The organism is Rothia sp. LK2492 (assembly GCF_040946345.1).
GTDB classification, from domain to species: domain Bacteria; phylum Actinomycetota; class Actinomycetes; order Actinomycetales; family Micrococcaceae; genus Rothia; species Rothia endophytica.
The window spans coordinates 299149-326120 of record NZ_JAYWLX010000001.1; the positions used below are offsets into that span (position 1 = coordinate 299149).

Here is a 26972-nt window from a genome sequence, read left to right on the forward strand (position 1 = left end):
GCAAAGCAGTTTAGGCGGAGAGGTGTACAGGCAATTCAATGACTGCACCATTCACCGGGATGAGCAGTTCACCGCCAGTGCGGGCCTGCAAGGTGGCGCCAATCAGCATGCCGTGAGCAACCACAATGACGTTCTGTTGCGGGTAGTCAGCTTCGACCTGCATTAGGGCGGCATCGGTGCGTGCCAGAAAGTCTGCCATGGGTTCTATATCCAGGGTTTCCGCCACTACGGCTGCCCAAATCTCAGGGTTGGATTTAGTGCCCTCAAGGCTCCTGAAGGACCGTTCAGCCAGTCCGGCATAGACTCCACCGATTTCTAGGCTCAGAGCATCGGCGATGATCTGTCCGGTTTCTACCGCTCGGCTCAGCGGGGAGGTGACCACCGCGTCCCAGGTGAAGCTCTCACCCCGGTCCTCAGCAAAGGTGCGCAGGTTATGAGCTGCTTCCAGAGCCTGGCCCCGCCCAGTGTCGTTGAGCGGGATATCGGTGGCACCCTGCAGGCGGCGGTCGATGTTCCAGTCAGTCTGGCCGTGTCTGATAAGTACGATAGGCATAGGCTCCATTATTCCAGCACTCTCTCTACCCTGCTGGGTAGAGCCACTGTTAGCTTACTCTAGGCAATCTGTGCCTGCTGCGTAATATCGCCCCCGGGGTAAGGGCTCTTATGAGAGCATTAAGATATGTTTTCTCTTGATACCACTGATACCTGGGCGCCCCACTGCGCTGTCTTTGACTGCGATGGCGTGCTGCTTGACTCAGAAACTCTTTGGAACGACGTCCAAATTGAGCTCTTTGACCATTACGACGTGACCGTGACCAAAGAGCTCGAAACATCACTGATCGGTTCGGCAGCAGAAGACTTGGCTAAGGTCATTACCCGCCTTTCACCCCAGGCACAAGGCAAAGAAGACTTCTATGATCAGGTGCTCGCCCATGTGAAATCCACTGAGCTAGAGATTCTGGACCGCGGGGTTGTACCCATCCCGGGCACTCTTGACTTCATCAAGAAGCTAGCGGCTCATATTCCCGTAGCGGTTGCTTCTAATTCATCTGGGGAATTACTGGCCGTGAAAATGCAGAAATTTGGCTATGCAGATATCGTAACCACCTGGGTATCTTCCAGCGATGTGCCCTCACCGAAACCATCGCCCGATATCTACCTTGAAGCAGTACGCCGTTTAGGGTTTAGCCCCGAACAAGCTCTGACGGTAGAAGATTCCGTTACGGGCATGATGGCAGCAACCGGCGCAGGCACTCGCTGTCTGATTTTTACTCCCGAGACACCGGAACAAAAAGAACTCCTCACGGCGGGAATTGGGCGCTTTGACTCTTTCAAGGACGCAGATCTTCTCGCCCAGGTAGACCGCTGGCTCGCCAGCGAAGCATAGCTAGCAGGTTATATAGACTAGCCAGAGAGAGGGAGGGCAACGATGCCTGAAGAATCTGAGCGCGATCAATCGCGTTTTGGTAAGCGCCTTGAGGATCTTAGTGAGGACGAGCGCGCCTATTACAGGGACTTCCTGCCGCCCTCTCCTACTCCCACCACCAGTACCGCTGATGATCCGGTCGGGCAGCACTCTGCTCGGAAACCTAGGAAGCCGCTGAGCCGCTGGTTCTGGTTTCCGCATACTCTGACCGGGCTTGCCCTCATCACGGCTCTAGCCAGTTTTACGGTGGTGCCCGCTGTTTACTCTGACGTGTCGCCGGAGCTTCGCCGCAACTATGTAATTATGTGGGCTGAGCTTGCCTTCTTCTTCCTACTCTTCGCAGCTCTGCTCTACGGTATCTTCACCCTGGCCCGCTTCACCGACCACGATGATGAGGACGACGACCGGCTGGTACGCCCCACCGACTATGCCGAGCGTCTCTACGAAAAAGACATAGCCCGGACGCAGAAGAACTTGCCCGACTCCGGTTTCTACGACTCATCCTGGGTCAGCGGTAAGAAAAACTAACCACCAACAAAAGGCCGGTCTCCTCAGAAGAGAGACCGGCCTTAGACGTGCGGGGCAAGCCCACCTGCCCTGACTAGCGGCGCATGACCTTGCGGGCCAACATGTTGCCCACCAGCTGGATGAGCTGCACCAGAATGATAATGACGGCAACGACGCTCCAGGTGATGACCTCGTTGAAGCGCTGGTAGCCGTCCACCAGAGCCACCTTGCCCAGGCCACCGCCGCCGATGTAGCCTGCCATAGCAGACATATCGACCACGCCAATGACCAAGAAAGTGTAGCCCAGAATCAGCGGGCCGAGCGCCTCGGGGATCATAACCGTGAAGAGGATGCGCATCTTTGAGGCACCCATAGCGCGTGCTGCTTCAATCACGCCGGGGTCAATAGAGACCATGTTCTGCTCAACAATGCGGGCAATAGCAAAGGTCGCGCCGAAAACCATGGCAAAGATAGCCGCATTAGCACCCAGCCTGGTGCCAACCACCATGGAGGTCAGCGGGCCCAGAGCAGCCAACAAAATGATAAAGGGGATGGGGCGAACGATGTTCACCACGACATTAAGCACGATGTTAACGAAGCGATTGGCCAGGATGTTGCCCTGGCGGGTGGTGTAGAGCAAAAGCCCCACCACCAGGCCCAGGAAACCGGCAATGAGCATGGTGAAGGACACCATGTAGAGAGTTTCGCCCAGGGCGGGGACCAGCTTATCGGGCACAAAAGAGGCCCAGTCGACCGAATTAGCCGCCAGCAGTTTACCTTCGCTCGTGTACATTAGCGTACCTCCTGCACGCGGGTTACGGTTTTGAGTTCAGCAACCGCCGCATCAATGCTGATGACATCGCCGATTAGTTCCAGGGTGAGGTTACCGTAGCTCTTACCCTGTAGGGTTTCTAGACCACCTTGCACAATGTTGAAGGAAACATTGCGGGATCCCAGGTAAGAGAGCACCTTGCCGATGCTAGTGTTCCCCTCGGTGATTTCGATGTTGATGAGATAGCCGCGGTGGCGTCCTTTGAGTTCAGCAGCTTCGCCACCCACGGGAGTAGTTTTGACGGCCGTACCCACAAAGCGCTTGGCAGTGGCGGTCTGGGGGTTAGAGAAAACATCGTAAACGTTGCCGCTCTCTACGACCTTGCCCAGCTCCATAACTGCCACGCGGTCTGCAATGTTTGAGACGACGTCCATTTCGTGCGTAATCACGATGACGGTGATACCCAGCTCGTGATTGACCTTTTTAAGTAGATCCAGCACCTCAGCGGTGGTTTCTGGGTCAAGGGCACTGGTGGATTCGTCTGCTAGGAGCAGGGAAGGTGAAGTGGCCAAGGCACGGGCAATCCCCACGCGCTGTTTCTGACCGCCTGATAACTGATCGGGGTAGTTATTTGCCTTATCAGCAAGACCGACGAACTCCAGTAGCTCGGTGACGCGCGCAGCGCGTTTGTTCTTATCCCAGCCAGCTACCTTGAGCGGGAACTCAACGTTACCGGCTACAGTGCGTGAGTTCATCAGGTTGAACTGCTGAAAAATCATGCCAATGTTGGTGCGGGCTTCACGCAGCTGGGATTCGCGTTTACCAGCAACCTCAAACCCGTTGACGGTCAGGGAGCCACTAGTAATGGATTCAAGCCCATTGATGAGCCGCACCAGCGTGGATTTACCGGCACCGGAATAGCCGATGATGGCAAAGATTTCGCCGCGGTTGATGGTCAAATCGACGTGATCAACGGCGGTAACAGTTTTCTTGCCTACGCGGAATTCTTTGGTGACGTTCGACAGGACGACCATGGGTTCAGCTGCCGAACGTGACGATACAATGTGGTCTTCGGTCATGGTTTCTCTTCAGTAGGTAGGAGCATCTTGGTACTAAAGCCCTGGATGCCGGTCAGGCAAACGCAGCGGTAGCCTAGTTGGGCTACCGCTGCGGCTGCGTGGCGCGAGCTAACTCAAAGCGACAGACTCGGGGCGTTTTAGCCGCGTAGCTTGTCTTCGAGAGTTGCCAGAGTTGAGCGCAGCTCTTCGAGGTCGATATCTACCTCAACAGCGGTACCCTGAGTCTCTTCTTGCACAGCCTGCAGCACAGCATCGGTGTGGAAGATTTCAACAATTTTCTTGTAGGTCTCATTATCAGCCTCATCAGCCTGAGCTACGAAGAGGTTGACGTAGGGGCGGGCGCTCTCGTTGGCGGGGTCATCCTGAGCCAGCGCGTTCTTGGGGTCAAGACCCGCATCCATGAGGAAGTCGTTATTGATCACTGAAGCATCGACCGATTCCATTGAAATCACGGTCTGAGTAGCGTCAACCGGGGTGACCTTGACCTTGGACGCAGCTGAGTCTACATCGTCAATGGTGGGGGTATCCACTTCGCTGGTGAAGCTAACCAGGCCGTTAGCTTCCAACAGTTTCAGGGCGCGGGCCTCATTGACAGTGTCATTGGGGATTGCAACCTCGGCGCCGTCAGGCAGATCGCTAATTGAGCTGTGGGTGGTGGAGAACATGGCCATGGGGTAGATGACGGTGGGGCCAACGATTTGCAGGTTGTCATCGTTCTTGACGTTGTAGTCAGAGAGGTAGGCAATGTGCTGGAACCAGTTCATGTCGATATCCCCGGCATTGAGGGCAGGGTTGGGCTGGGTGTAGTCACTGAACTCAACGAGTTCTACATTAATGCCCTCTTCAGCAGCAACTTCGACCAGTTTCTTGTTGGAATCACTGGAACCGACTACACCGATGCGAACCGTTTCGTCGCTAGATGATGCTGAGTCAGATGAGCCGCAGGCTGCAAGACCGAATGCTAGGGGTACGAGAGCCAAAGAGGCAACAAATTTCTTCACGGCTATGAATCTTTCTGCTGGGAAGTATATGAGGTGCGGTCACGCTCAGCCTCTAATGTCTTCAAGGTGCTGAGGTGGTCCCTAATGTCCGCCGCTACTGCGGCGTCTTTTCCATTAGACCATTAGAGAGCTACCGCACCCCTATGTGACCTGCTTTTGCGGTCTATTTCACGCCTTAGTGCGCAACATAAAGTTACCTAGTAACACAAGGTAACATTTAGTGGTTGTGCACGATGGTCAGCCGCGGTAGCCCTGAAGTCATATCTAGTGTTTTCCACCCAGCCGTGCTTCGATGTTTTCGCGCACCTTGCGGCGCAGTGTCTTCCCCAACATAGAGCGAGGTAGATCCTCGACCTCGTAGTAATTACGGGGCACCTTGTAACGGGTGAGGCGGGCACGGCAGTGCTCTTTGAGTTCTTCGGGTTCAATAGCGTAGCCCTCAGTAGGAATAATGGCCGCGGTTACGGTTTCTCCGCCAGAGGCATCGGGCAGGCCCACCACAGCGCAGTCAGCCACCGAGTCATGCTGTTTGAGTACATTTTCAACCTCGGTCGGTGAAACATTGAAGCCGCCAGTAATAATGACTTCTTTGATACGGTCAACGATTTGGATGAAGTAATCCTCATCGAGTTTCACAATATCCCCGGTGCGAAGCCAGCCACCTTCAACCAGGGTATTACTAGTATCTTCGGCGCGCTTCCAGTAGCCCTTGAAGACCTGCGGACCGCGCACCCAAAGTTCGCCTTCCTCACCGTGGGGGACGTCCTCAAGGGTGTCGGGGTCTACCACCCGGATGTCAGTGGAAGGGAAGGGTATGCCGATGGAACCGGCACGGCGGCTGTCGTTGAGCGGGTTGCAGGAAACTAAGGGGGCGCATTCAGTCAGACCGTAGCCTTCCACCAGCATGCCACCGGTAGCTTCTTCCCATTCAGCAACCAAATCGGTGGGCAGGTGCATGGCTCCTGAAACTGACGTGCGGATGCCGCGCAGAGAGACGCCGCGTTTCTTGGCTTCATCTAGAATACGGCGGTAGACCGGCGGCACCGCGGGCAAGATGGTGGGCGGTGTTTTCTTCATTGCCCTGAAAATGAGATCCATGTCGACGGTGGGAAAGAGCACCACACGGGCGTGGCAGACAGCGGCTACCGTCTGGCCCAAAGTCATACCGTAGGCGTGGAAGAGCGGGAGTACCGCATAGATAACGTCGCCGCCCTGGGGCTGAATGTAGGCTTCGCCCATGCGTCCGTTGGACTCCAGGTTGCGGTGGGTGAGCATAACCCCCTTGGGCAAGCCCGTGGTACCTGAGGTGTATTGCAGCAGGGCCAAGTCGTGGGCGGTGGGGCGGTGGTGGTCAGCGGCAACAGGCTCGTTTTTGAGCAACTGGCGCCAGGGAGTTGTACCCTTAGCTACGCCCTCCAGCTTCTCGCGGGAGGCTTTGAGCTTACCTACCGGCAATTTCAGGGCGGTACGCATTAGACGCGGCATCTCTTCAATCATGTTGACCGCGAAGATGTGCTTGGGCCGGATATCGCTGGGCAGAGAGGTGACGTTATCTGCGATTTTGTCCCAGACAATAGCTGCCTTAGCGCCGTGGTCTTCGAACATGTGGCGCAGCTCAGCAGCGGTGTAGAGGGGATTATGCTCGACCACCACAGCACCCAGACGCATGATGGCGTAAAAAGCGACCATATGTTGCGGGCAGTTAGGGAGGACGACGGCCACCCGGTCCCCGTGTTGGATACCGGCTTTGCGTAGGCCCTCAGCTACCCGCAAAACTTTCTCTCCCAGTTCACCGTAGGTGGTGGTGGCGCCGAAAAATTCTAGGGCAATCTTCTGGGGGTGCTCACGCACTGCATCTGCCATCAGGTGGCTGAGGGATGTCTCTGGTAATTCTACATTGCCGGGGGTGCCGAGGCTGTAGTTCTTTTGCCAGGGTCGGTGGGCGAGCGGAAAATCGTTGCTCTGGTATGAATTTTCGACTGTTTGCATACACACGATTGTGCCACAGCACCTTTATTACTGACATACTGGGGGTATGGCTCGTAGACGAAAAGAAGACATCAGCCCCGAGGAGTTTAGGGAGCTGATGCGTGAAATTAACAAGCGCATGATTATTGCCGGTCTCATTGTGATTATGGCGGGTCTACTCATCATCGGCGCTCTTGCTCTGTGGGGAGGCCCCAATGGTTAATTGGCAACAAAAACGAGAAGGCAAAAGCGTCTTTGAACAGATGACGGCGGGTTATGCTTACCGGCCCGATGATGAGTGCGTAGACCTTCATATGAGAGTAACTCAGCTAACTCAGGTCTACGCTCAGCAATACTACGCCTCAGATCCCACGATGACTGAAACACTTAATGAGATGGTGGGGTCCCTGGGCGAGGGGTCAATGATTCGCCCCGCTGTCTCTTTCGATTACGGCGTCAATACCCACATCGGAGCTGGTTGCTTCTTCAATTTTGGTTGTATCTTTTTGGACGTAGCCCCCATTACTTTTGATGATGGTGTGCTCGTTGGGCCTAATGTTCAGTTTCTGACACCCACCCACCCCCTTAACCCGGTAGATCGTAAGGCACTGTGGGAGGGTGGTTTACCCATCACTGTAGGCCGCAACGTCTGGATCGGCGGAGGCGCGATTATCCTCCCTGGAGTCACCATCGGTGAGAACGCTGTGATTGGCGCTGGAGCCGTGGTGTCTAAAGATATCCCAGCCAACGCCGTAGCGGTGGGTAACCCCGCTGAGGTGGTGCGGTATGTGGCTGAGGATGAGCGCCCTACCGACCCCAACCATCAATATAGCCCGCAGGCTCTGAGCCTCGCTTAGTCCTTCCTGTATCCTCAACCTATCTAGCAAAAGGAGTCTCGAGGGTGTCCCAAGATTCTAGCCGTCCCTCCCCTAACAGTTCCGGCGACTGGGAGGCAGTATTCAACGACGCTGATCCCACCCGGGTGCTCCCACCCTACTCATCAGAGCAGGGTGCTAACGCAAGCAGCCCGCAAGCTACCGATTCATCGGTGTCAGCGGTGCGTTATCAACCCGAACTTGCCCCTTCTGCTGCGGAGTACTCTGCACCTGCTGCCCCTACCGAGGTGCGGAGTTCGGGCCCAGCTCAGAGGGCAGCCTACAGCACGGTCGAGGCGCCAGCCCGTCGCAAAGGCAAGCTGACCCCCTACCGAAGAGTTCAGTTCATCCCCGCTTTCCTGGGTGCTCTCATTGCGCACGGCATGCTTACCCTGCTCTTTCAGTTGGCAGCCCCTCTTTTAGTGGCAGCTGGGCTGAAAAGCTATGACACCCCAACCCTCGTAGCTCTCGACCTTTTCAACGCCGATGCTAGATCGACAGCCCTTCCCTGGGCCATCTTCCTTGGGATCTGCTACATATTTGCTTTCCTTGTAGCAGGCTATGCAGCTGCACGTATGAGCGTGGTAGCTCCGGCGAAACAAGCTCTAGGGGTACTGATGATGACCTTGCTGGGCATGCTGCTGGGCTCAGCCATCGCTTGGCTAGCATCCCTAGCAAACGTAGATGTGCAGCCGTCTTTCGCCGGCCATCTTTTTATGGAGCGAGACTTTGCACCTGGGCTACTCACCCTACTCAGTGTGCTGGCCCTCGCTTTCTTCGCAGCCTTGCTAGGGGCCTTTATGGGCACATCCTACCACCGCAAATTAGAGAATAGCTGGAGCGAATAAGTCATAAATGGTGCCCTAGGGGACACCGACCCTTCACACTATAGTTCCCAAACGGGTCGCCGCTATTTTTGCCTGTAAAGTATTTCAAGAGTAAAGAATAGAAGATGGCCCTAGTGACACCAATACACGGCGAGGCTAGGGGTGAGGCTGTCACAGGCACGCCACAAACGAAGTAGGTAAGTATGAGCGTAGTACGGGTAGGAATTGTAGATGATCACGAGGTTGTCCGTGAGGGCATGCGAGCGGTCGCATCCGGAGCCAGCGAAATTGAACTAGTGGCTGCAGCTCCCACCGCCTCTGACCTTCTGGTAGCTCTGGGCAGGAACCTTCATGACCCGTCGTCGGCTGATTTGGGTAAACTCAAAAGGGACTGCGATGTCGTGCTTCTTGACCTTTCTCTACAGGATCGTTCACGTCCCAGCGAGAACGTAGACATCCTTCAGCGCGCTGGCATCAAAGTTCTTATCTTTAGCATTGGTGAGAACCCCTGCTTGATTCGTGAAGCGTTGAAAGCAGGTGCTTTAGGACTGGTTCGAAAGTCCGAGCCGTTGGAGCATGCTCTGGCTGAAGCAAAAAATATTGCCGACGGTAAAGCCGTGGTGACCAAAGAACTAGCAGCAGCTATCGATGGTGATCCAGAGTTCTCCCGGGCCAGCCTCTCCCCCCGCGAGCAGGAAACCTTGCGTCTCTACGCTTCCGGTTTTGCCCAGGTTCAGGTAGCCCGCCGCATGGGCATTAAGCAGTCTGCTGTAAAAACCAACATTGACCGTATCCGCGAAAAGTACGCCCGTGTAGGCCGGCCCGCCCCCACCAAGATTGATTTGCGCATCCGTGCTATCGAAGATGGTTTGGTTGATTCTATGGAAGATACTGAGAGCGCCCAGCGGTACCTTTAAGGCACCACCCACTCCCGCCCTCCCTACAGCAAGGAAACGCCCTGTCTACCTCTACCGGTGGTGCTTCTCGGGATTTAACCCGCGCTCTTCAGCCATCCCGAGTCGAGCGCATACGTTCCTTCTTTCTCAAGCCCCTGTCACTAATCTCTGACCAGCAAAGTCTCATGGGGCCTAGTTCTTTCGGGCTCTACTGCTCCCTAGAAATTATCTATGCTCTGATCGCTACCGCCCTGGTCTTCCAATCCTTAGCGAATATCTCAGGGGCGTACGGGCGAGACTCTTACTGGTATCTCTTCTTCATCCCTGTCACCCTAGCTCATGGTGCCCTCCTGATTTTCAATGGAGTGCGCAAAGAAATTAGCGCTAAAGCGGTGAGTTTTATGCTGATTATTGCCTACGGCGCCTATATAACCTGGCCCTTTAGCGAAGGAGCCCAACTATCGGCTATCCCCTGGTCCTGGCTTTTCGGGACCTACGCCATGCTTGTTCCTGCCTTTGAAGAGACCTCTCGAGGCAGTTATCTTCACAACTTCGCCATTCCCTCGTCTCTCATTGCCAGTTCCTTCGCCGCCCACTGGCTCACCGGCGCCCCCCTAGATTACGCAGGTCTCACCAGCCGCGTAGCCTTTCTAGGGTTCTTTTGTGCACTGCTCGCCGGGTTTGCTCGCTTTGCTCTCAACGCTGTGAGGGAATCAGACAAAACCTACTACGAAACTCTCTCGGCCCAGCTTTTGCTCAATCGGTCAAGGGATTACGCCAAAGACCTACAGGACTTTGACAAACTGGTTCACGATAACGTCATGGCCGCTCTGCTCGATGCCAGCCGGAACTTAGGTGAACTGCCTCAGCGCACCCGCCTTCTAGCCCGCCGCGCAATCACTGTGCTTGAAGAAGAAACTCTTAAGCTCCCGCCTCAGCAGCCCATCACCTTCCAGCAACTCACCGAGCAAATAGCGGAAGGGGTGGAACCGTGGAACCAGCGCTTAAGGTTCGTGCCGGATGTCATGGGGAAGCACCCCCAAGCGTCCCCTGACTCAACAATGCCCTACGCTACCGCCAGAGCCTTCACCTATGCAGTGACCGAGGCAGTGTCTAATTCAGCCCGCCATTCAGGAACTCGCACCACCATTATCAGTATTCGCACCGAGATGAGGCGCCCTTTTAGGTCCACCCGATCCGATGAAGTGCGCCCCTATATTCTCTGCACCATCACAGATAAGGGTCAAGGTTTTTCGATGAGTGACCTAGATTTTCACCGGTTGGGTGTGAGGGTATCAATGCTACGCAGCATGGAAGAAGCCGGTGGCAAGGTCACTATCAATTCAGCGCCAAATAAGGGAACCACGGTTGTGGTGCAGTGGCCCAATGAGGAATCCAATGCTGGCTAAGTATTACCACTCCAGCGTGCTGTTGAAGGTCTTTGTTGCGGGCAGCTTACTCATCATCACTGCCTTCGCTATCTGGTATAACTTTTACACGGTCATTACAGCTCCGCATTGGGGGACCATCCTAGGAGCCTACACCCTGGCGATCTGCCCTATTTTTCTTCCCACCCACCGACTAGAACTTCCTGAGTATCTCCCCCCACTCGTCGTGGTACTGGGGCTTTCCAGCGTGAAGATGACCCTGACCGCTATCAGTCACTGCCTGACGTTCTTGAGTCTTTCCTGGCCGCTGATGGCCTACACGGCACTAGCTTTGGGGCTCATTTTACGGCGCCGCAGTTTCTATGGGTGGCTTTTCTTCGTCGGTTTCAGCGTCCTGGTTCTGAGCAAGCATACCCGCTACTTCGATTCCCGGCTCACGCTGGCTACCGAGTTTATTATTCCCGTCTTACTGATGCTGATCGCCATGATTGTCCCTCGGCAAATTGAGCAGGCAAATTCTAAGACCCAGCAGGCACGCGGTATGCGAATTATCGCTGATGCTGACCGCGCTGAAGAGACCGGCATAGGAGCGGTGTCGTCCCAGCGCGTTCAAGAAGTTCGAGTGCTCACCGAAGACATGCTCTACCGCATCGCCTATAACCAAAGCCCGGTAACACACGACGAGATGAACAGTTTTAGGTTCGCTGAAGCTCAGCTACGCGATACGATTCGCGGGAGATATATCGTTAATCGACAGATTCTGGATGTAGCGTGGCTTGCACGCCAGCGTGGAGTCAAAGTCGATATCTTGGACGAACGCGGCTCCAGCCTTCCTAGCAGAGTGGCCTCTGCACTCACCCACTGCGCCGTGGACCTGTTTGAGAGTGCTTCAAGTGGAACCATCACCATCCGGGCCTTCCCCAGTGATGACCCGTGTGCCGTCATGCTAGTGCACGATGGTAACTCTGAGGACGATGAACCAAGCGCCATCGAGATCTCCCAAACAGGTGACATCGAACGTTTCTAGACACGCCTTTTTAGTTTCCGCATAAATAAAATTTCGTCACTTTGCCCCTCAGAAAACTCTTATAAGCAACACCCCTGCTTTTCTATAACCTTGATTTTCCGCGGGTTTTCCGCGGGTTTTCCGCGGGTTGTCCGGGCGTCTAAACTTGTAAAAGAAACTATTGTCATCACAAATGATGACAAATAGAGATTCAATAAGTGGGATATGATGAAATTGGTTTATGGGTGGTATTGAGTCGGGGGACTCAAAGCACCGGCGACGTTGGGGGACTGACCCGGAGCGTTACCCACCCGATAACCCAACCAGGTATCTTGTGAAGATTGCTGGTAGGTTTGATCCTACCTCCCGCATTTCTAGGGAGATGATGCGGGATTCTTAACACTCTTCACACCTTGCCACGGTCCCACCTCTTTCCCTTGAGCAAGGCTTTACAGGCTTCTTCCTGTAACGCCTTACTTAAGCTCATAGGTGGCACCGAAAGACCCAGTCTGCTTTACGCAGACTGGGTCTTTTTTGTGCCGGTTTGCCCCGGCCCCAGGCTTCATTCCCTACATGTCTAGGAGGAGAGCCGGTTCTTCCAAAATAGAAGCAACATCGGCCAGGAAGCGGGCAGAGAGATCTCCGTCCAGAATACGGTGGTCGAAGGACCCACCCAGAGTGGTGACCCAACGCGGGATGACCTCACCGCTCACTACCCAGGGCTTCTCTTTAATAGTGCCGAAGGCAATAATGGCAGCTTCACCCGGGTTGATAATCGGTGTTCCGGTGTCGATGCCCAAGGAACCAATGTTGGTAATAGTCATGGTGCCGTTAGACATCTCTGCCGGCTGAGTTTTGCCCTCGCGCGCGCGCGCGGTGAGATCGTTGAGTGCTATAGCCAACTCCCTTAGGTTCAGTTCGTGGGCATTTTTGATGTTGGGCACCATCAGACCGCGAGGGGTAGCTGCAGCGATACCCAGGTTCATGAAGTGCTTGATCTGAATTTCGCTGTCCGTCCAGGTCGCGTTGACCTGAGGGTTGCGGGCAGCAGCCCAGATGACGGCTTTGGCTAAGATGAGCAGCGGAGTTACCCTGATGCCTTCAAACTGGGGTGACTTCTTGAGTCTCTTGACGAACTCCATGGTGCGTGAAGCGTCCACATCTACGAAGATGGAAACGTGCGGTGCACTGAAGGAAGACTTGACCATGGCAGCAGCGGTCGCCTTACGCACGCCCTTAACGGGGATACGCTCAATCCGATCATCGCTGATTTCTGTTGCCTGCCAGAAACTGCTGGGGCTTGCTCCCGGCTGAGTGGCCTGAGGCAGAGCCATATGTGCGGCGTAGTTGAGAAGGTCTTTCTTGGTGACCTGCCCTTGCGCACCGGTGGGTAGAACATCGTGCAAATTGATGCCCATGTCTTGGGCGGCCTTACGAACCGGCGGTTTAGCCAGGGCATGGGAAGCAACATGCTTAGACGGTAGCGGGAAGGATGCCGCGGGCTCAGCAGAGACGGGCTCAGGGCGCTTACGAGCGCGGCGCTTCACCGAGTCAGCCTTGGGGCCAGAGCCCACCAGTGCCGCCTGCTGCGCGCCAGCGCCCTTGGCGTCGCGAGAAGCAGATTCAGTGGTAGCCGGGGTAGCGTTCTGCTCAGGGGCTGCGTCCCCTGCAGAGATAGCGATAATAGGGCTCTCTACCTCTACGGTCTGCCCTTCTTCTGCCATGAGTTTCTCTACCCTACCGGCATAGGGTGAGGGCAACTCAACCACTGATTTGGCGGTCTCAATTTCAACGAGGACGTCATTGACCGCCACTGTATCGCCGACTGCGACCTTCCAGCTGAGGATTTCTGCTTCGGTGAGGCCTTCGCCTACATCGGGGAGGTTAAAAATTTGGGACACGGTTTAACCTTTCGTTTCTAGTAGGCAAAGGAGCGGTCGACGGCATCGAGCATACGGTCAATGCCTGGCACGTATTCTTCTTCGACGCGGGAGACCGGGTAGGGCATGTGGAAACCACCCACCCGCAGCACGGGCGCTTCTAGGTGGAAGAAGCAGCGCTCTGAAATGGTCGATGCGATATCGGAGCCGATGCCACCAAAAACCGGAGCTTCGTGGGTTACCACCAGGCGCCCGGTTTTCTCTACCGAGGCAATAATGGTGGGAAAGTCCAGGGGTGAAAGGGAACGCAGGTCAATGACCTCGATGCTCCGGCCGTCCTCTTCTGCTGCCTTAGCTGCGGCTAGCGCAACCGGAACTAGGGGCCCATAGGCAACCAGGGTGAGGTCAGTGCCTTCGCGCACCACCTGGGCTTTGAAGGGATCAAAGCCGGTGTCGGTGAAGTCTACTTCTCCCTTGGACCAGTAGCGGCGCTTAGGTTCGAAGTAGATCACCGGGTCTGGGTGGGCAATGGACTTGCGTAGCATCCAGTAAGCATCGTGCGGGTTGGAGGGGGTCACCACGCGTAGGCCCGGGGTGTGGGTGAAGAGGGCTTCGGGTGACTCTGAGTGGTGCTCGATAGAGCCGATCATGCCCCCATAGGGAATGCGCACGGTGACAGGGACGGTGTACTGACCCAGGGTGCGACCGTGCATTTTGGCCAGCTGACTGGTGATTTGGTTGAAGCCGGGGAAGACAAAGCCGTCAAACTGAATTTCTGCCACCGGTCGGTAGCCGCGCAGGGCCATACCGATAGAGGTACCGATGATGCCTGCTTCGCCCAGGGGGGTATCCAGCACGCGGTTCTCACCAAAGGTTGCCTGGAGCCCCTCGGTGACGCGGTACACCCCGCCCAACTTGCCGATGTCTTCACCCAGGATGAGCACCTTGCGGTTGGCGGTCATTTCATCGTGCATAGCACGGGTAATGGACTTGGCGAGGGTAAGGGTTTCTTGAGTCTGTTCAGTCACGGTTTTATTCCTCTTCAAAACCTGCAGTGTAGGCACGGTAGAAGGCGCGGTCGTCCTCTACCTGCTGGTGGGGTTCAACGTAAACCCGGTCAAGGTAGGTCTCAAAGTCTTCGGGTTTGCTGTTCAGCACGTAGTCGCGCACAGTTTGCCCACCCTGCTTGGCCGCTGCTTCGATCTCTTCAAAGAAGCTCTCTTCGACCCCGCGTGACCGCAGGTAGGCTTCTAACCTGGGAAGAGGGTCAAGAGGAGTGTAGATTGCCTCATGGTCTTGCGGGCGGTACTTGGTGGGGTCATCGGCGGTGGTGTGGGGGCCTAAGCGATAGGTTTGAGCCTCAATCATAACTGGCCCCTCCCCCGCACGTAGCTTATCCATGGCGTAACGGGTAGCAGCGTAGACCGAGAGGACGTCGTTGCCGTCCACGCGCAGACCTTCAAAACCGTAGCCAGCTGCACGGGTAGCCAGAGGCACTCGGGACTGGGTTTCAAAGGGAACCGAGATAGCCCAGCCGTTGTTCTGCACAAAGAATAGAACCGGGGCGTTATAGCTGGCGGCAAAGACCATAGACTCATGCACATCGCCCTCGGTGGATGAACCGTCACCGAAGTAGACCGCCACGGCCGGCTTCACGGCGTCCTGGTTGGGGTCTGTCGCCTGACCCTGACCGGTCTGCTTTTCGCCCGTCTCCGCCTCAATCTCAGCGTCTATGTTCAGACCCATGGCGTAACCGGTAGCGTGCAGCACCTGAGCGGCCAGCACCAGAGTGTAGGGGTGCACGTTGTGCTTTTTTGGGTCCCAGCCCAGCGTTGTGCTCCCGCGGAAGAGCGGAGTAATTTCGGAGGGTTCGATGCCGCGTTCCAGCAGAGCGCCGTGATCGCGGTAGGAGGGGAAGATGTGGTCGTTAGGTGCTAAAGCCCGGGCGGACGCCACCTGAGCGGCTTCCTGCCCACGGGAAGGCACCCAGAGAGCCAGCTGACCTTGGCGCTGTAAAGCCGTCATTTCGTCGTCGAACCGGCGGGTGAGCACCATGGTCCGGTACATCTCTTTGAGATCGGTGCTAGTCAGTTCATCAGCATAGGGGCTGAACGTGGGGTGGGCTCTGACGGTGCCGGTCTCATCCATGAGTTGTACGAGGTCAGGTGTACCCCAGGGGGTGGCAGGGGTGTTTGCTTGTGGCATAGAATCTCCGCGTGATAACCGGGGTGGTGTACCTATTAAGACTACGCCCGCGCCACCGTCATTCTGCCCAGTTTTTGCAATTTTTAGTGAAAATATGCAAATAATGGGCAAAATCTCAGCTGGCGCGGGCCCGAGGTAAAGGGGGTTAGGGTGCGCTGGTGCGGTGTTCGAACTGCTCCGCGAGCGCTAGAAAACGGTCATTGGCCTCATCTTCGCCAATAGAGACACGCACGCCCTCACCGGCAAACGCGCGCACCGACAGGGCGTTGCGTTCAGCCAGCTCAGCGAAGGCAGCCGAGTGTTCACCCAGAGGCAACCAGATGAAGTTAGCGCGGGTCTCGGGCACCCAGTAGCCTAAGTTAGTTAGCTGGGTAACCACCTTTTCACGTTGCTCGACCAGGTGGGCTACCCGCTGCATGACGGCGTCGTTGTGATCGATGGAAGCAACGGCAGCCTGCTCAGCGATAGAGGTCACCGCAAAAGGAGTGGCGCCCACACGCAGGTACTGGGTGATAGTGGGGTGGGAGATGGAGTAGCCAACCCGCAGCCCTGCGAGCCCCTGTGCCTTAGAGAAGGTGCGCAAAATAATGACGTTTTCATAGTCAGGGAGAACGTCGAGGCCATTGACCGGGGGCTCCTGCCCCTCGGGAATATCGCTGGCTGCGCAGAACTCAAAGTAGGCCTCATCAATAACGACCAATACGTCGCTGGGCACTTTGGCCAGGAAATCCCGGACTTGATTCTCAGTCACTGCCGGGCCCGTAGGGTTGTTGGGGGTGCAGACCAGGATGACGCGAGTCTGAGGGGTAACCGCCGCCGCCATGGCGTCCAGGTCGTGGGCACCGTTGGGCAGATTGGGCACCTGCACGCTCTTAGCACCTGCTAACCCCACACAGATGGGGTAAGCCTCAAAAGAACGCCAGGCGTAAATGACCTCGTCCTGAACGCCATCATCGTGGCTCCCGGCGAATGTTGCCAGGATCTGATTCAGGGCACCCAGGCTGCCGGCACCGGTCACGATGTCATCAGCGTCCACCCCCAAATGCTCGCCCAAGCGGGTGCGCAGGGCAGTAGAGAGCGGGTCGGGGTAGCGGTGCACGGTGTTAAATTCAGCGAGCACCCGGGCCACCGGCTCCACCGGCCCAAAAGGGTTCTCGTTGGACGAAAGCTTAAACTGGGTTAGCCCTTCCACCGGTACCGGGGGTTTGCCCGCTGCGTACTGGGGAAGTTGAGAGAAGACCGGGCGAGGGTTAAGCCCGGAACGCTGTGAAGTAGTCATACCCACCATTGTAGTGCCCCTCACTTTTGCCGCTGGGTGGTGGACGCCGTTAGCTTGGTAACCAGTGCAGGGTCAGCAGGTGGTGAACCCGCGCGGCCTCTGGTAAAGTTTTCTTTCGTTCGCGCTGTCGTTCAGCACCAACAGGCCTCCATAGCTCAGGGGTAGAGCATTTCCCTCGTAAAGAAAAGGTCGTCGGTTCAAATCCGACTGGGGGCTCCAGAACATAAGACCCGTTCCGTTACTGCGGAACGGGTCTTATCTTTAACTCACTTAGTCCTCGTCTAGGTGAACCTCGGAGCCGTAGCCGATGAGGTAGGCCCAGACCCAGGCGGTCATCACCGCTAGAAAAATGGGCACCAGGAATATAGTGTCTGAGGCAAAGAGCCAGCGGTAGAAGAACCACAGGGCCAGTGAGGGAATCAGCAGGAACGCAAAGAGGGCTATAAAACCGCGGGAAAAGCCACCCGAAGGTGTCCTTCTGCTCTCAAATCGAAAATAATCTTTCACCCATGTCCCTTTCGTCGTCTAACCAACAATCTAGCTACGCCACAGGCCGTAGGTCTTGGCCAGGGAGGATACCTTGCGGGCACGTGCCAGGCGGGGCAGGTAGGAGCCGTCCTTAGGCACTGAGTCCCCCTCGCTCTTTTGCAGCAGTTCCCGTGCCCAAGCGATTTCATCGGAGCTGGGCGCCAAACCCAGATTGATGATTTCGGTCTGGGCTGGGTCAAGGGTCAGCTTACCGGTCATTCCGTGGCTGGTGGTTACCGCACAATCCTTGATGAGGTCTGACCCGTACTTACCGACCGAGGGGCCATCAATGGGGCCAGCAAGGCCACCCACGCGGGATGCCAGCACCATCTGGGAGCGGGCAAAAGCCAGAGCGATGGGGTCATCTGAGACACCGGTGTCACGGCGGTAGTCACCCTGCCCGAAAGCCAGGCGAAAGGTGCCAGGTGCCTTGGCGATGCGCACAACGTTCACCATACCCAGGGCGGTTTCAATGAGAGCAATAACGGGGGTGCCGGCAGGGAGCATCATGGCGGTGCGGGTCACGTGGTCGGGGTGCTCTGTCATAGCCAGCATGACACCTTTGAGGCCGGCTGCATTGTTCAAGGCTTCAAGGTCCTTAGCCCAGTGATCACTCTCAATACCGTTGATACGAACCCAAGCGCTAGCTGCTCCCCCATTGAGCACGGCGACCACGCGCTCGCGCGCCGCGTCCTTTTGATCTGCAGGGCAGCCATCTTCAAGGTCGATAAGCACTGAGTCAGCCTCAGATTCAAGGGCTTGAGCGATCACCTCTTCGGTTGCTGCTGCGCTGACCAAAAGCCAGGAGCGGGAGAGGCGGGCGGGCAGGGAGGCGGCACGTTCGTTGCGGTGAAAGTTAATCACAAAAAGTCCTTGTTATGGTTTCTTTGACTGCGACTCATTCTACCTTGCTCACCCTATCGGGGGGCTGACACGTGAGCTATCTCTAGGCGTCTGTAAGGCACCCATCGGTCATGTGCACCGTTCGGTCAGCGTGAGCCAATTGGTCCCCGTCGTGGGTAATAAGCAAGGTGGCAGTGTTGAATTCGAGGGTGATCTGTGCCAGCAGTTCCACGATAGAGGCGGAGCGCTCGGCGTCCAGGGCGCTGGTGGGCTCATCGGCAAGGAGCAGGGCTGGGGTGTTCATGAGGGCGCGGGCAATATTGACACGCTGACGCTGACCGCCTGAAAGCTGATGCATCTTACGGCCCTTTTCAGCACCGAGCCCCACCAGTTCAAGAAGCTCGGTTGCCCGCTGGCGAGCTACTTTGAGGTCAGCACCGCGAGCGCCGCTAATGCGCGCCACCAGCTCGAGCTGTTCAGCGGCGGTGAGGGAGGCCAGTAGGTTGGGCTGCTGGAAGATGAAGCCGACGGTGGTGCGGCGAAGCTCGGCCAGTTGGCGGTCACTGTAATTTTCGGTGCGGTTGCCCTGAATAATGCGGGCGCCGCTGGTGGGGGTAATCAGCCCGGCTGCTACCGAGAGCAGGGAGGATTTACCGGAGCCGGAGGCCCCGGTCACGGCGGTCAGCGTACCGCGGTGGGCGGTCAGGCTTACTCTGTCTAGGGCGCGCATGACGGTGGGGTTGCCGTCAGCGTCCACTCCGTCTGGGTATTCCAGGACGATGTCGCGCAGTTCTAGCACGCTGTCGGTGGGAGTAACAGTCTGGGTGGGAGCGATAAGGGTCGCAGTCATGGTGGTTGGCCTTTCGGGAAGCGGGGTCATCGGGTCAGAGCGCGGGGTTAGTTGCCGCCCAGTGCAATCATGGGGTCTACCTTGGCTACCTTTCGCAGGGCGAAGAGGGAGCCTGCCATGCCTAGTGCCCAGATACCTGCTGCGGGTGCCAGGACGGTCAGGGCGGTGAGCTGGAAGGGCACGGCGTTCGCCGCCAAGGCACCTAGCCCAAAGCCGGTGAGAGCGCCGAAAGCTACACCTGCTGCCAAGATGACAGCGGTCTGTGTCAAAGCGTCTTTAGTGAGGAAGCCTTGAGAAGCGCCTAGGGCGCGCATGACGGCGATGTCACGGGTGCGCTGGATCGTCCAGACGGTCAGGAAGGAGATAATCACCAGAGCTGAGATGCCGTAGAGGAAGCCCTGCATGGTGAGCAGGGAGCCTCGTTCTGAGGTGTAAGCGGGCAGAGCGTTAAAGGATTCGCGGGGTGTAATCGCCTGAGTGCCGGTTTCTGAGGCAAGTGCTTCAACGTCGGCGCTGCCTTCTGCCAGCATCACGGTGCCCACAACCGCTTCATCGCCCTCTAGGGTGCGCTGGTGGGTGAGGTTCTGCCAGGTGGCGGTGGTTGCCCAGCCGGTCAGGGTGTGGGAGTAGAAGGTGTCTTCAGCGATACCGGAGACCACCAGGTCGGTGCCGCTGAAGGTGACAGTATCGCCCACCTGCGCCCCGGCGTCCTGGGCGGTGGTGGCGGGGAGCAGGATTTCGCCGTCAGCAGGCAGGGAGCCTTCGCGCAGGGGTGAAACCTCACCCACGGTTGCTGAACCTTCTGGTAGCGAGAAAAGGGTCATGGACACCGCTGAGCCGGCTTCAAGCCTGCCGGTGCTCACGCCCAAGGGCTCAGCAGAGGTCATGCCCTCTGCGCTCTGCCACTGATTCAGCAACCCGGCGGTGATTTGTGAGTCGGTGAAGGACGCGGCGCCACCCTCATTGGAGGGCGCAAAAACCAGGGTGTCAGCGGGGATTTTTTCAAGAGCGTCGGTGTTCTGGTTACCTAGCCCGCCGGTCAGCCCGGTCAGCATGACCAGCAGGAGGGTTATGAGGGCTACGGTAGCCCCGATGAGGGTGAACCTGCCTTTAGCAAAGAGGATGTCTCGCCAGCCTACAAACATTGTTCTGCCTTTCGTGTCACGGTTTTCTGATCTATTACCATTCAACCGGGCAGGGGGTAGGTTGCACATCGGGGTAAGGGTTGAGCTTTTTATCAACCGTTTGGACGATGTGCGCGGCCGGGGAGCAGCTTGTACCCCTGAGTAGACTGGTGCTGACTATTACCTTGGGGAGATAAATGCGCAGTAAGCGGGAGCCTAAGACTCTGCCCACCGGCCAGAGTGTGCAGACGGTGACGGTGCTGATGGTGCTGCGTATCAGCCTGCACGTAATGTTTGCCTTCCTGGTACTTTTTGGCACGGTAGCTGCCCTATTATCTGAAGCCGCAACGGCCAGGCACACCGCGGTAGCGGTGCTTTCCCTAGCTCTGGGCGGGATCTACCTGTGGGGCACCGTCTTTGAGAATCGCCTGGGTCTGCCCTCTACCCTGCACCAGGTCTTTAGCCGTGCCAAGGCGTCCGCCCCCTACCGGCCTGAACAGACCGGTACACCCCTGCCGGTGGCTCTCTGGTTGGGCTGCATTACCCTGCTCTGGCTGGTATTAATGCTGCTGAGCAGTTCTTTCACCTGGGTTGTTTTCCCCATCATGTTTCTTTATTTGCACCTCTTGCGCCCGGTCAGGAGTGTATTGGCCACGCTTCTGCTCTGTTGCCTAGCGGTGGCTCTGCCTTTGGTGGGCCCTGCCGGTTTTGGGCTGAGCGCGGTGCTTCATGATGGTGTTGCCCCGGGCTACCTAATCGGACCCACCTTGGGCGCTCTGCTTGCTATCGTCATTTCTTTTACCTACCGCGCTCTGCGGGAGGACGCCGCCCACCAGTACCGCCTAGCAGAGCGGCTACGGGCGGTTCAGGCGCAGCTGGTGCAGCAACAGTACAGTGCTGGCAAGGTAGAAGAGCGTGAGCGTCTGGCACGAGAAATTCATGACACCCTAGCCCAGGGGCTGTCTTCCATCGTGCTGGTATCACGGGCGGCAGAGCGCTCCCTGCAGGAGGGAGACCGGGCGCGGGCCTCCGAGCAGCTGAGCATCATTAGCGCCAGCGCGTCAGAGAACCTAGCGGAGGCACGCCGTTTCATCAAAGATTTGTCCTCCCCCGCCCTGGACGATTCCCTCGTCTCTGCTCTGCAACGGCTAGCTACCACCACAGCCGAGTCCCGGCGAGCGCTGGGCAAGAGCCAGCCGGGCGCTGAGCACTTTGTCTGCACCTTCACCTTTGAGGGTAACGAGGACGCCGCCCGGCAGCTCCCTTCGCAGGTGGCGGCTGCGGTGATGCGGTGTGCTCAGGGTGCTTTGGCTAACGTGGTCGCGCATTCGCAGGCAACCCGAAGCGCGCTGACGCTGACGCTGTGGCCTGAGAAAGTTATTCTAGATGTACTGGATAATGGGCGGGGCTTTGACCCCGGAGCTGCTGAGAGCCGCACCCCATCAACAGAAGGCCATACCGGCTTCGGCTTAACCGCCATGCACAACCGGGTGCAGGCACTGGGTGGCTCCCTTGAACTCGAAAGCGGCACCGGAGGCACTGCCCTCACCGTCTCCTTTCCTTTATACCTTCAGGAGAAAGCATGACCATACGTGTTTTATTGGTTGATGACCATCCCGTAGTACGGGCAGGACTGCGAGCCATGTTTGAGGAATTTGAGAACATCACGGTGGTCGCTGAGGCAGCAGACGGCGGTGCAGCGCTGGCTGAAGTAGCCCGTTTTGCAGAGCGGGGGCACCCGTTGGATGCCGTAGTCATGGACCTACAGATGAAGCCGGTGGACGGCATCATCGCTACCCGTTCTATCACCGAGCAGTTCCGCACCCCGGTGCTGGTTCTCACCACCTTTGATACCCAGACCAATATTGTGGCAGCTGTTGAGGCGGGGGCGCTGGGCTACCTGCTGAAGGACGCCCCGCCCGAGCAAGTGCAGGCTGCAGTAGTGGCAACAGCAGAAGGCCGTCGCACCCTCTCCCCCGATATCGCAGCTACTCTCATGGACCGTATGCACCGGCCGGTGATTACCCTTTCCCAGAGGGAAACCGAGATTCTTACGCTGCTGGCAACGGGGGCAACCAATCGTGAGATGGCGCAACGGCTCTTTATCTCTGAATCAACGGTTAAAACCCACCTGGTGCATATTTACTCCAAGCTGGGCGTCGATAACCGCACGGCCGCTGTGGCTACTGCCCGCGCTGAGAACCTGCTCTAGGCCGGGCCCCTTTCCCGGAGCTCCAGCAGTAATTGGGTTAGGCAGAGGCCAGCTCTGCCTTTTCAGCTAGTGCCCGGCCCAGTAATTCTTCTGCTGTTTCAATATGCTGAACCACGGTCTGCACCCTGCGGGAGACCACGGTTTCACGGTCACAGCTTTGCTCGCAGGTGCCCGCGCACCGTGTCATGGCTAGAGCTTCAGCGCAGAGCGCCAGGGAGTTACCCGCCTTAGAAAGAGAGCGGTGCAGGTCTGAATAAACCCCGGTAGGGGACGCCGGTACATCGGTACCGTTACTGGGTGCGATGTTCTGAGCTTGTGCCGCAACAGATCGCACCCGGGGCAATAGGTCTGCCAGGTCGTTAGCAACCGGGATGAGGTGTTCGAGGGTATCGGTAGCGGGCATGCGCTCAAGGATTTGGTGAAAACGGTCTAGCCCGCGCACAAAGCAGTCATGGGCTCTGCGCCAGAGGCCGGTGCCGAGCTCGGCGTCATCGCGGCGTGACTGCAGAAAATCTTTAATCCCCAAGGCACAGCTCCTCTCGTCGTCCCTCAACAGGTGTCTTCACAGGTGTCTTCTTAGGTTACCCTAAGAAAACTGCCGGAGCTGCCCTTTAGGCACCTCCGGCAGACTTCTTTGTGCACCCTAGCAGCAGCGAGTACCCGGGTTCTTTTCCATGCGGTCGGTGTGATCACGCCAGAACTCGCGTTCGGTCATGGGCGGGTGCTCACAGCCGGTGGCACGGTGGTGAGCCAGATACTTTTGGTACTTGTCAGCACCCAGCACACCGTTAGCTAGCCAGCGCGCTCGGGAGAAAAAATCACGCAGTGACATATTCACCTGCTTCGCTAGTGCTCACGGTGCCCGGCTGAGCCCGAGATTTGATCGGGGTACTTGGCGTAGAATCTCTTCCATTCCTGCTCAAGTTCCTTCTCGGGAGCTGTAGCCAGCATGCCGGCCGGTGCGTAGATCTTGGATTCGATGTAGGGGTTCTCCTTACTCTCCTGGGTATGCCCATTCTTCGCCTTGAGTACCTCAATTAGAGCGGTAGTCACCACGATCAGGGTCAGCACGACGAAGAGGATGGAGAGGGAGCCCTGCACGAAGGTGTTGCGAACAACCGCGTCCATGGCTTCGGGGGTTGCAGCGGCACCCAGTGAGGTCTCGCCTGCGGCAATCGCATCTTTGTAGCGGAAGTGGTTAGCCCAGTAGCCCACGGCTGGGTTAGATGAGAAGATCTTCTGGTAGGAGCCAACCACGGTGACGACCAGGTCAAAGACCAGTGGCACGGCGATAATCCAGAGGTACTTGAACTTACCCTTGTTAGCAGCGATAGCCAGGCAGACCGCCAGAGCGACCGCAGCTAGTAGCTGGTTAGCGATACCGAAGAGCGGGTAGAAGGTGTTGATGCCACCTAGAGGGTCAGTAACACCAAGGATCAGAATGCTACCCCAGCCAGCAACCATCACGGCGGTGGTAATCCAGGCACCGGCACGCCAGTTGTGATCCTTGAACTTAGGGAAGAAGTTGCCCAGGGTATCTGAGAGCATGAAGCGAGCCACGCGGGTGCCGGCGTCCACAGCGGTCAGGATGAAGAGAGCTTCAAACATAATCGCGAAGTGATACCAGAAGCTGGTGAGTTCGAACCAGGGAATCATCTTGTTCAGAATCAGCGCCATGCCCACCGCCAGGGTGGGGGCACCACCGGTACGCGAAACAATGGACTGCTCACCCACGGCATCTGCAGTGGACTGCAGGATTTCGGGGGTAACGTGCACCCCGGTCAGCCCCAGTGAGTTGACGAAGAGCGCAGCCGATTCAACGGTACCGCCGGTAACGCCGGCTGCCGAGTTCATGGCGAAGTAGATACCGCGGTCGATGGTAACGGCTGCAACCAGCGCCATGATGGCCACGAAGGACTCCATAAGCATGCCACCGTAACCGATGAAACGGGTCTGGCGTTCTTTTTCAACCATCTTGGGGGTGGTGCCCGATGCGATGAGAGCGTGGAAGCCTGACAGGGCGCCACAGGCGATAGTGACGAAGAGGAAGGGGAAGAGGGAGCCTGACCACACCGGGCCGTCAGCGCGGGAGGCGAATTCGCTGACCGCGGGAACGGTGATTTCGGGGCGGACCACGATGATGCCGACTGCTAACAGGATGATGGTGCCCACCTTCATGAAGGTGGAAAGGTAGTCACGGGGTGCTAGCAGCAACCAGACCGGCAGAACGGCGGCAATAAAGCCGTAGATGATGACCGCCCAGGCCAGGGTGACGCGGTCCAGCGTGAGATACTGCACGCCCCATTCGGTGTTGCTCACCATACCACCACCGATGATGGCTGCCATGAGCAAAATAAAGCCAAGGATAGAGATTTCGCCGACTTTACCGGGGCGGATGTAGCGCAGGTAAACACCCATGAAAAGCGCGATGGGGATGGTCATACCCACGGAGAAAACACCCCAGGGCGATTCGCCCAGTGCGTTCACCACGACCAGGGCCAGGATGGCGGTAATGATGATCATGATGGCGAGGGTTGCCAGAATAGCGGCGTAACCACCAACGGTTCCTAGTTCTTCCTTAGCCATCTGACCCAGGGAACGTCCGCCGCGGCGCATGGAGAAGAAGAGAACCAGGTAGTCCTGAACAGCACCGGCGAAAATAACGCCCACAATAATCCAGATAGTGCCCGGCAAAAAGCCCATCTGCGCTGCCAGCACGGGGCCAACCAGGGGGCCAGCGCCCGCGATAGCTGCGAAGTGGTGGCCGTAGAGCACCCGGCGGTCAGTGGCCGCGTAGTCCTTACCGTCCGCGTCGTATTCCGCTGGGGTTGCGCGGCGGTCGTCGGGCTGAGTCAGTTTGGCTTCAATGAAGCGGGCGTAAAAACGGTAACCTATCAGGTAGCTACAGACCGCTGCGAAAACAAACCAAATGGCGTTCACAGTTTCGCCGCGGAAGATAGCGATCATGGACCAGCTGACCGCACCAATAATAGCGATAACTGACCAAATGGCTATTTTCTTGGGCGTCCACGTAACATGATCTGTTTCTAGTTTTTCGGAATCGACGTAGGCCGCCGGCCGCTCGTTATCAATAGTCGATGGGGAGTGGACTTCCACAAGAATCTCCATACTGTGTGCCCGGTGTGTGACCGAGAATGATGTGCGTACTCACACATTAGACCTGTCTCACATTTTTCTCCATATTTAAGCCGTGTATGACAAAGAGTTTCCTCGGCTCTGACCTTTAGGGCACCAGCAGGATTTTGCCGGCATGCTCCCCAGAGTCAAAGTAGGTGTGGGCAGCTGCCGCGTCATCAAGGGAAAAGGTACGGTCCAGGTGGGGTGAAATGACCCCGCTTTCCAGCAGGGGCCAGGTGACTCGACCTACACCAGCAACGATAGCGGCCTTATCCGCCGAGCTACGCGTACGCAGAGAGGTGGCATGGACGCTGAGTCGCCGGGAGAGCATGTAGCCCAGATTAACATTCCCTTTATTCCCACCTTGCAGGCCAATAATCACCAGCGAACCGTCTACAGCCAGGGTCTTGAGGTTATCGTCCAGGTAAGAGCCGCCTACCACGTCCAAGATGACATCCGCTCCCCTGCCCTCAGTAAGCTCTAGTGCCGTTTCGCGGAAGTTTTGGGTGCGGTAGTTGATGGGCTCAGCACCTAGCTGCTTGATGCGATCGCACTTTTTGTCGCTGCCAGCAGTTGCTAGAACCCGCAACCCTAGAGCTTGCGCCAGTTGGATAGCGTGGGAGCCAATCCCCCCGGTCCCGCCGTGAATCAACAGGGTGCGCCCGACGTTATCGTCAGCGCTCTCGCTCACACCGCAGACTGTCACCAGGTTGGAGTAGACGGTGGCTGCAACCTCCGGCAAGCCAGCGGCTTCTACCAGGCTGACACCCTTGGGTACCGGCAGGGTATGGTCGTAGCGCACGGCAACATATTCGGCATAGCCCCCGGAAGCCAGCAGTGCTACCCGCTCTTGGCCCAGCAGTTCTTCCGGAACCCCGTGACCCACTTCAACCACGGTGCCTGACACCTCTAGTCCGTAGATATCGCTTTCGCCCGGTGGGGGTGGATAGAACCCTCGGCGCTGCATGACGTCGGCCCGGTTAATGCCGCTAGCAGCAACCTTGAGCACCACCTGCCCCTGCCCAGCAGCGGGCTGGGGTGCGTCACTCACTACCAGAACCTCTGGCCCACCGTGGTTTATTTCCCGTATTGCACGCATGCTTGCTCCTTAGTTTTCTCTTACCCCCACTCTAACGAGAGTGAGCACACACCGGTTATGTTTTGCAAA

At 57.2% G+C, this 26972-nt stretch carries 27 protein-coding genes and 1 tRNA gene; 11 read left to right on the forward strand and 17 right to left on the reverse strand.

From position 1 onward, the window contains the following. Positions 1-10: 10 nt before the first annotated feature. Positions 11-553, reverse strand: coding sequence for a histidine phosphatase family protein (locus VVR27_RS01385; RefSeq protein WP_346872522.1), 543 nt, complete (start codon positions 551-553; stop codon positions 11-13). Positions 554-679: 126 nt separating this feature from the next. Between VVR27_RS01385 and VVR27_RS01390 the strand changes: the two genes are divergently transcribed. Beyond that, entirely contained in the window at positions 680-1387 is a 708-nt protein-coding gene (locus VVR27_RS01390; protein ID WP_368546737.1) for an HAD family hydrolase, read from the forward strand. 42 nt (positions 1388-1429) lie between these two features. Then, positions 1430-1954: a hypothetical protein gene (locus tag VVR27_RS01395; RefSeq protein ID WP_368546738.1), complete on the forward strand. Its 525-nt coding sequence runs from the start codon at positions 1430-1432 to the stop codon at positions 1952-1954. 73 nt (positions 1955-2027) lie between these two features. Here VVR27_RS01395 and VVR27_RS01400 read toward each other — a convergent pair whose 3' ends face one another. From VVR27_RS01400 to VVR27_RS01415, 4 genes are all read right to left on the reverse strand, one after another. Next, positions 2028-2726, reverse strand: a complete 699-nt coding sequence (locus VVR27_RS01400; RefSeq protein WP_346872525.1) for a methionine ABC transporter permease — start codon at positions 2724-2726, stop codon at positions 2028-2030. After that, positions 2726-3784 (reverse strand): methionine ABC transporter ATP-binding protein, encoded by a 1059-nt coding sequence (locus tag VVR27_RS01405; RefSeq protein WP_368546739.1) that lies wholly within the window; start codon positions 3782-3784, stop codon positions 2726-2728. Before VVR27_RS01405 ends, VVR27_RS01400 begins: the two co-directional genes overlap by 1 nt. A 137-nt stretch (positions 3785-3921) precedes the next feature. After that, positions 3922-4785, reverse strand: a complete 864-nt coding sequence (locus tag VVR27_RS01410) for a MetQ/NlpA family ABC transporter substrate-binding protein (protein ID WP_368546740.1) — start codon at positions 4783-4785, stop codon at positions 3922-3924. Positions 4786-5049: 264 nt separating this feature from the next. After that, positions 5050-6774, reverse strand: a complete 1725-nt coding sequence (locus VVR27_RS01415; protein WP_368546741.1) for a long-chain-fatty-acid--CoA ligase — start codon at positions 6772-6774, stop codon at positions 5050-5052. A gap of 46 nt (positions 6775-6820) precedes the next feature. Between VVR27_RS01415 and VVR27_RS01420 the strand changes: the two genes are divergently transcribed. The 6 genes from VVR27_RS01420 (at position 6821) to VVR27_RS01445 (ending at position 11766) form a co-directional block, all read left to right on the forward strand. Beyond that, positions 6821-6976, forward strand: a complete 156-nt coding sequence (locus tag VVR27_RS01420) for a hypothetical protein (protein ID WP_346872529.1) — start codon at positions 6821-6823, stop codon at positions 6974-6976. Then, positions 6969-7610, forward strand: a complete 642-nt coding sequence (locus VVR27_RS01425) for a sugar O-acetyltransferase (protein WP_368546742.1) — start codon at positions 6969-6971, stop codon at positions 7608-7610. Before VVR27_RS01420 ends, VVR27_RS01425 begins: the two co-directional genes overlap by 8 nt. Positions 7611-7654: 44 nt before the next feature. Beyond that, positions 7655-8476, forward strand: a complete 822-nt coding sequence (locus VVR27_RS01430; protein WP_368546743.1) for a hypothetical protein — start codon at positions 7655-7657, stop codon at positions 8474-8476. Between the two features lie 182 nt (positions 8477-8658). Further along, complete coding sequence (locus VVR27_RS01435) at positions 8659-9372, forward strand: response regulator transcription factor (RefSeq protein WP_346872532.1); 714 nt, start codon at positions 8659-8661, stop codon at positions 9370-9372. Between the two features lie 164 nt (positions 9373-9536). Further along, entirely contained in the window at positions 9537-10760 is a 1224-nt protein-coding gene (locus VVR27_RS01440) for a sensor histidine kinase (protein WP_368546744.1), read from the forward strand. Further along, positions 10750-11766 carry a hypothetical protein gene (locus tag VVR27_RS01445; RefSeq protein WP_368546745.1) on the forward strand — a complete coding sequence of 339 codons (1017 nt, stop codon included), beginning with the start codon at positions 10750-10752 and terminating at the stop codon, positions 11764-11766. The genes VVR27_RS01440 and VVR27_RS01445 overlap by 11 nt, the downstream gene beginning before the upstream one ends. A 548-nt stretch (positions 11767-12314) precedes the next feature. Here the strand turns inward: VVR27_RS01445 and VVR27_RS01450 are convergent. From VVR27_RS01450 to VVR27_RS01465, 4 genes are all read right to left on the reverse strand, one after another. After that, positions 12315-13646, reverse strand: a complete 1332-nt coding sequence (locus VVR27_RS01450; protein WP_368546746.1) for a dihydrolipoamide acetyltransferase family protein — start codon at positions 13644-13646, stop codon at positions 12315-12317. A gap of 17 nt (positions 13647-13663) precedes the next feature. Beyond that, positions 13664-14653, reverse strand: a complete 990-nt coding sequence (locus VVR27_RS01455; RefSeq protein ID WP_346872536.1) for an alpha-ketoacid dehydrogenase subunit beta — start codon at positions 14651-14653, stop codon at positions 13664-13666. A 4-nt stretch (positions 14654-14657) separates the two neighbouring features. Further along, entirely contained in the window at positions 14658-15830 is a 1173-nt protein-coding gene (locus VVR27_RS01460; RefSeq protein ID WP_368546747.1) for a thiamine pyrophosphate-dependent enzyme, read from the reverse strand. Between the two features lie 145 nt (positions 15831-15975). After that, a complete protein-coding gene (locus VVR27_RS01465) occupies positions 15976-17109 on the reverse strand; it encodes a histidinol-phosphate transaminase (protein ID WP_368546748.1) in 1134 nt (377 codons plus the stop codon). A gap of 144 nt (positions 17110-17253) precedes the next feature. Here VVR27_RS01465 and VVR27_RS01470 point away from each other — a divergent pair. Beyond that, a tRNA-Thr gene (locus VVR27_RS01470) sits at positions 17254-17328 on the forward strand. A 51-nt stretch (positions 17329-17379) separates the two neighbouring features. Here the strand turns inward: VVR27_RS01470 and VVR27_RS01475 are convergent. The 4 genes from VVR27_RS01475 to VVR27_RS01490 all read right to left on the reverse strand — a co-directional run bounded on the left by VVR27_RS01475 (position 17380) and on the right by VVR27_RS01490 (position 20475). Continuing rightward, entirely contained in the window at positions 17380-17616 is a 237-nt protein-coding gene (locus VVR27_RS01475) for a hypothetical protein (protein WP_368546749.1), read from the reverse strand. Between the two features lie 30 nt (positions 17617-17646). Beyond that, the gene (locus tag VVR27_RS01480) at positions 17647-18501 is read right to left on the reverse strand and encodes a CoA ester lyase (RefSeq protein ID WP_368546750.1); all 855 of its coding nucleotides are present in this window, start codon (positions 18499-18501) and stop codon (positions 17647-17649) included. Between the two features lie 82 nt (positions 18502-18583). After that, positions 18584-19330, reverse strand: a complete 747-nt coding sequence (locus VVR27_RS01485; RefSeq protein WP_368546751.1) for an ABC transporter ATP-binding protein — start codon at positions 19328-19330, stop codon at positions 18584-18586. A 47-nt stretch (positions 19331-19377) separates the two neighbouring features. Further along, positions 19378-20475 carry an ABC transporter permease gene (locus tag VVR27_RS01490; protein ID WP_368546752.1) on the reverse strand — a complete coding sequence of 366 codons (1098 nt, stop codon included), beginning with the start codon at positions 20473-20475 and terminating at the stop codon, positions 19378-19380. Positions 20476-20651: 176 nt separating this feature from the next. Between VVR27_RS01490 and VVR27_RS01495 the strand changes: the two genes are divergently transcribed. Both VVR27_RS01495 and VVR27_RS01500 read left to right on the forward strand, forming a co-directional pair. Continuing rightward, the gene (locus tag VVR27_RS01495; RefSeq protein WP_368546753.1) at positions 20652-22040 is read left to right on the forward strand and encodes a sensor histidine kinase; all 1389 of its coding nucleotides are present in this window, start codon (positions 20652-20654) and stop codon (positions 22038-22040) included. Next, the gene (locus VVR27_RS01500) at positions 22037-22666 is read left to right on the forward strand and encodes a response regulator (protein ID WP_368546754.1); all 630 of its coding nucleotides are present in this window, start codon (positions 22037-22039) and stop codon (positions 22664-22666) included. Before VVR27_RS01495 ends, VVR27_RS01500 begins: the two co-directional genes overlap by 4 nt. 37 nt (positions 22667-22703) lie before the next feature. Here VVR27_RS01500 and VVR27_RS01505 read toward each other — a convergent pair whose 3' ends face one another. The 4 genes from VVR27_RS01505 to VVR27_RS01520 form a co-directional block, all read right to left on the reverse strand. After that, positions 22704-23192: a dehydrogenase gene (locus VVR27_RS01505; RefSeq protein ID WP_368546755.1), complete on the reverse strand. Its 489-nt coding sequence runs from the start codon at positions 23190-23192 to the stop codon at positions 22704-22706. Positions 23193-23309: 117 nt separating this feature from the next. Beyond that, positions 23310-23498: a YbdD/YjiX family protein gene (locus VVR27_RS01510; RefSeq protein WP_237202853.1), complete on the reverse strand. Its 189-nt coding sequence runs from the start codon at positions 23496-23498 to the stop codon at positions 23310-23312. Between the two features lie 14 nt (positions 23499-23512). After that, positions 23513-25795 (reverse strand): carbon starvation CstA family protein, encoded by a 2283-nt coding sequence (locus VVR27_RS01515; protein ID WP_409349915.1) that lies wholly within the window; start codon positions 25793-25795, stop codon positions 23513-23515. Between the two features lie 115 nt (positions 25796-25910). Beyond that, positions 25911-26903, reverse strand: coding sequence for an NAD(P)H-quinone oxidoreductase (locus VVR27_RS01520; protein WP_368546756.1), 993 nt, complete (start codon positions 26901-26903; stop codon positions 25911-25913). Positions 26904-26972: the final 69 nt, after the last annotated feature.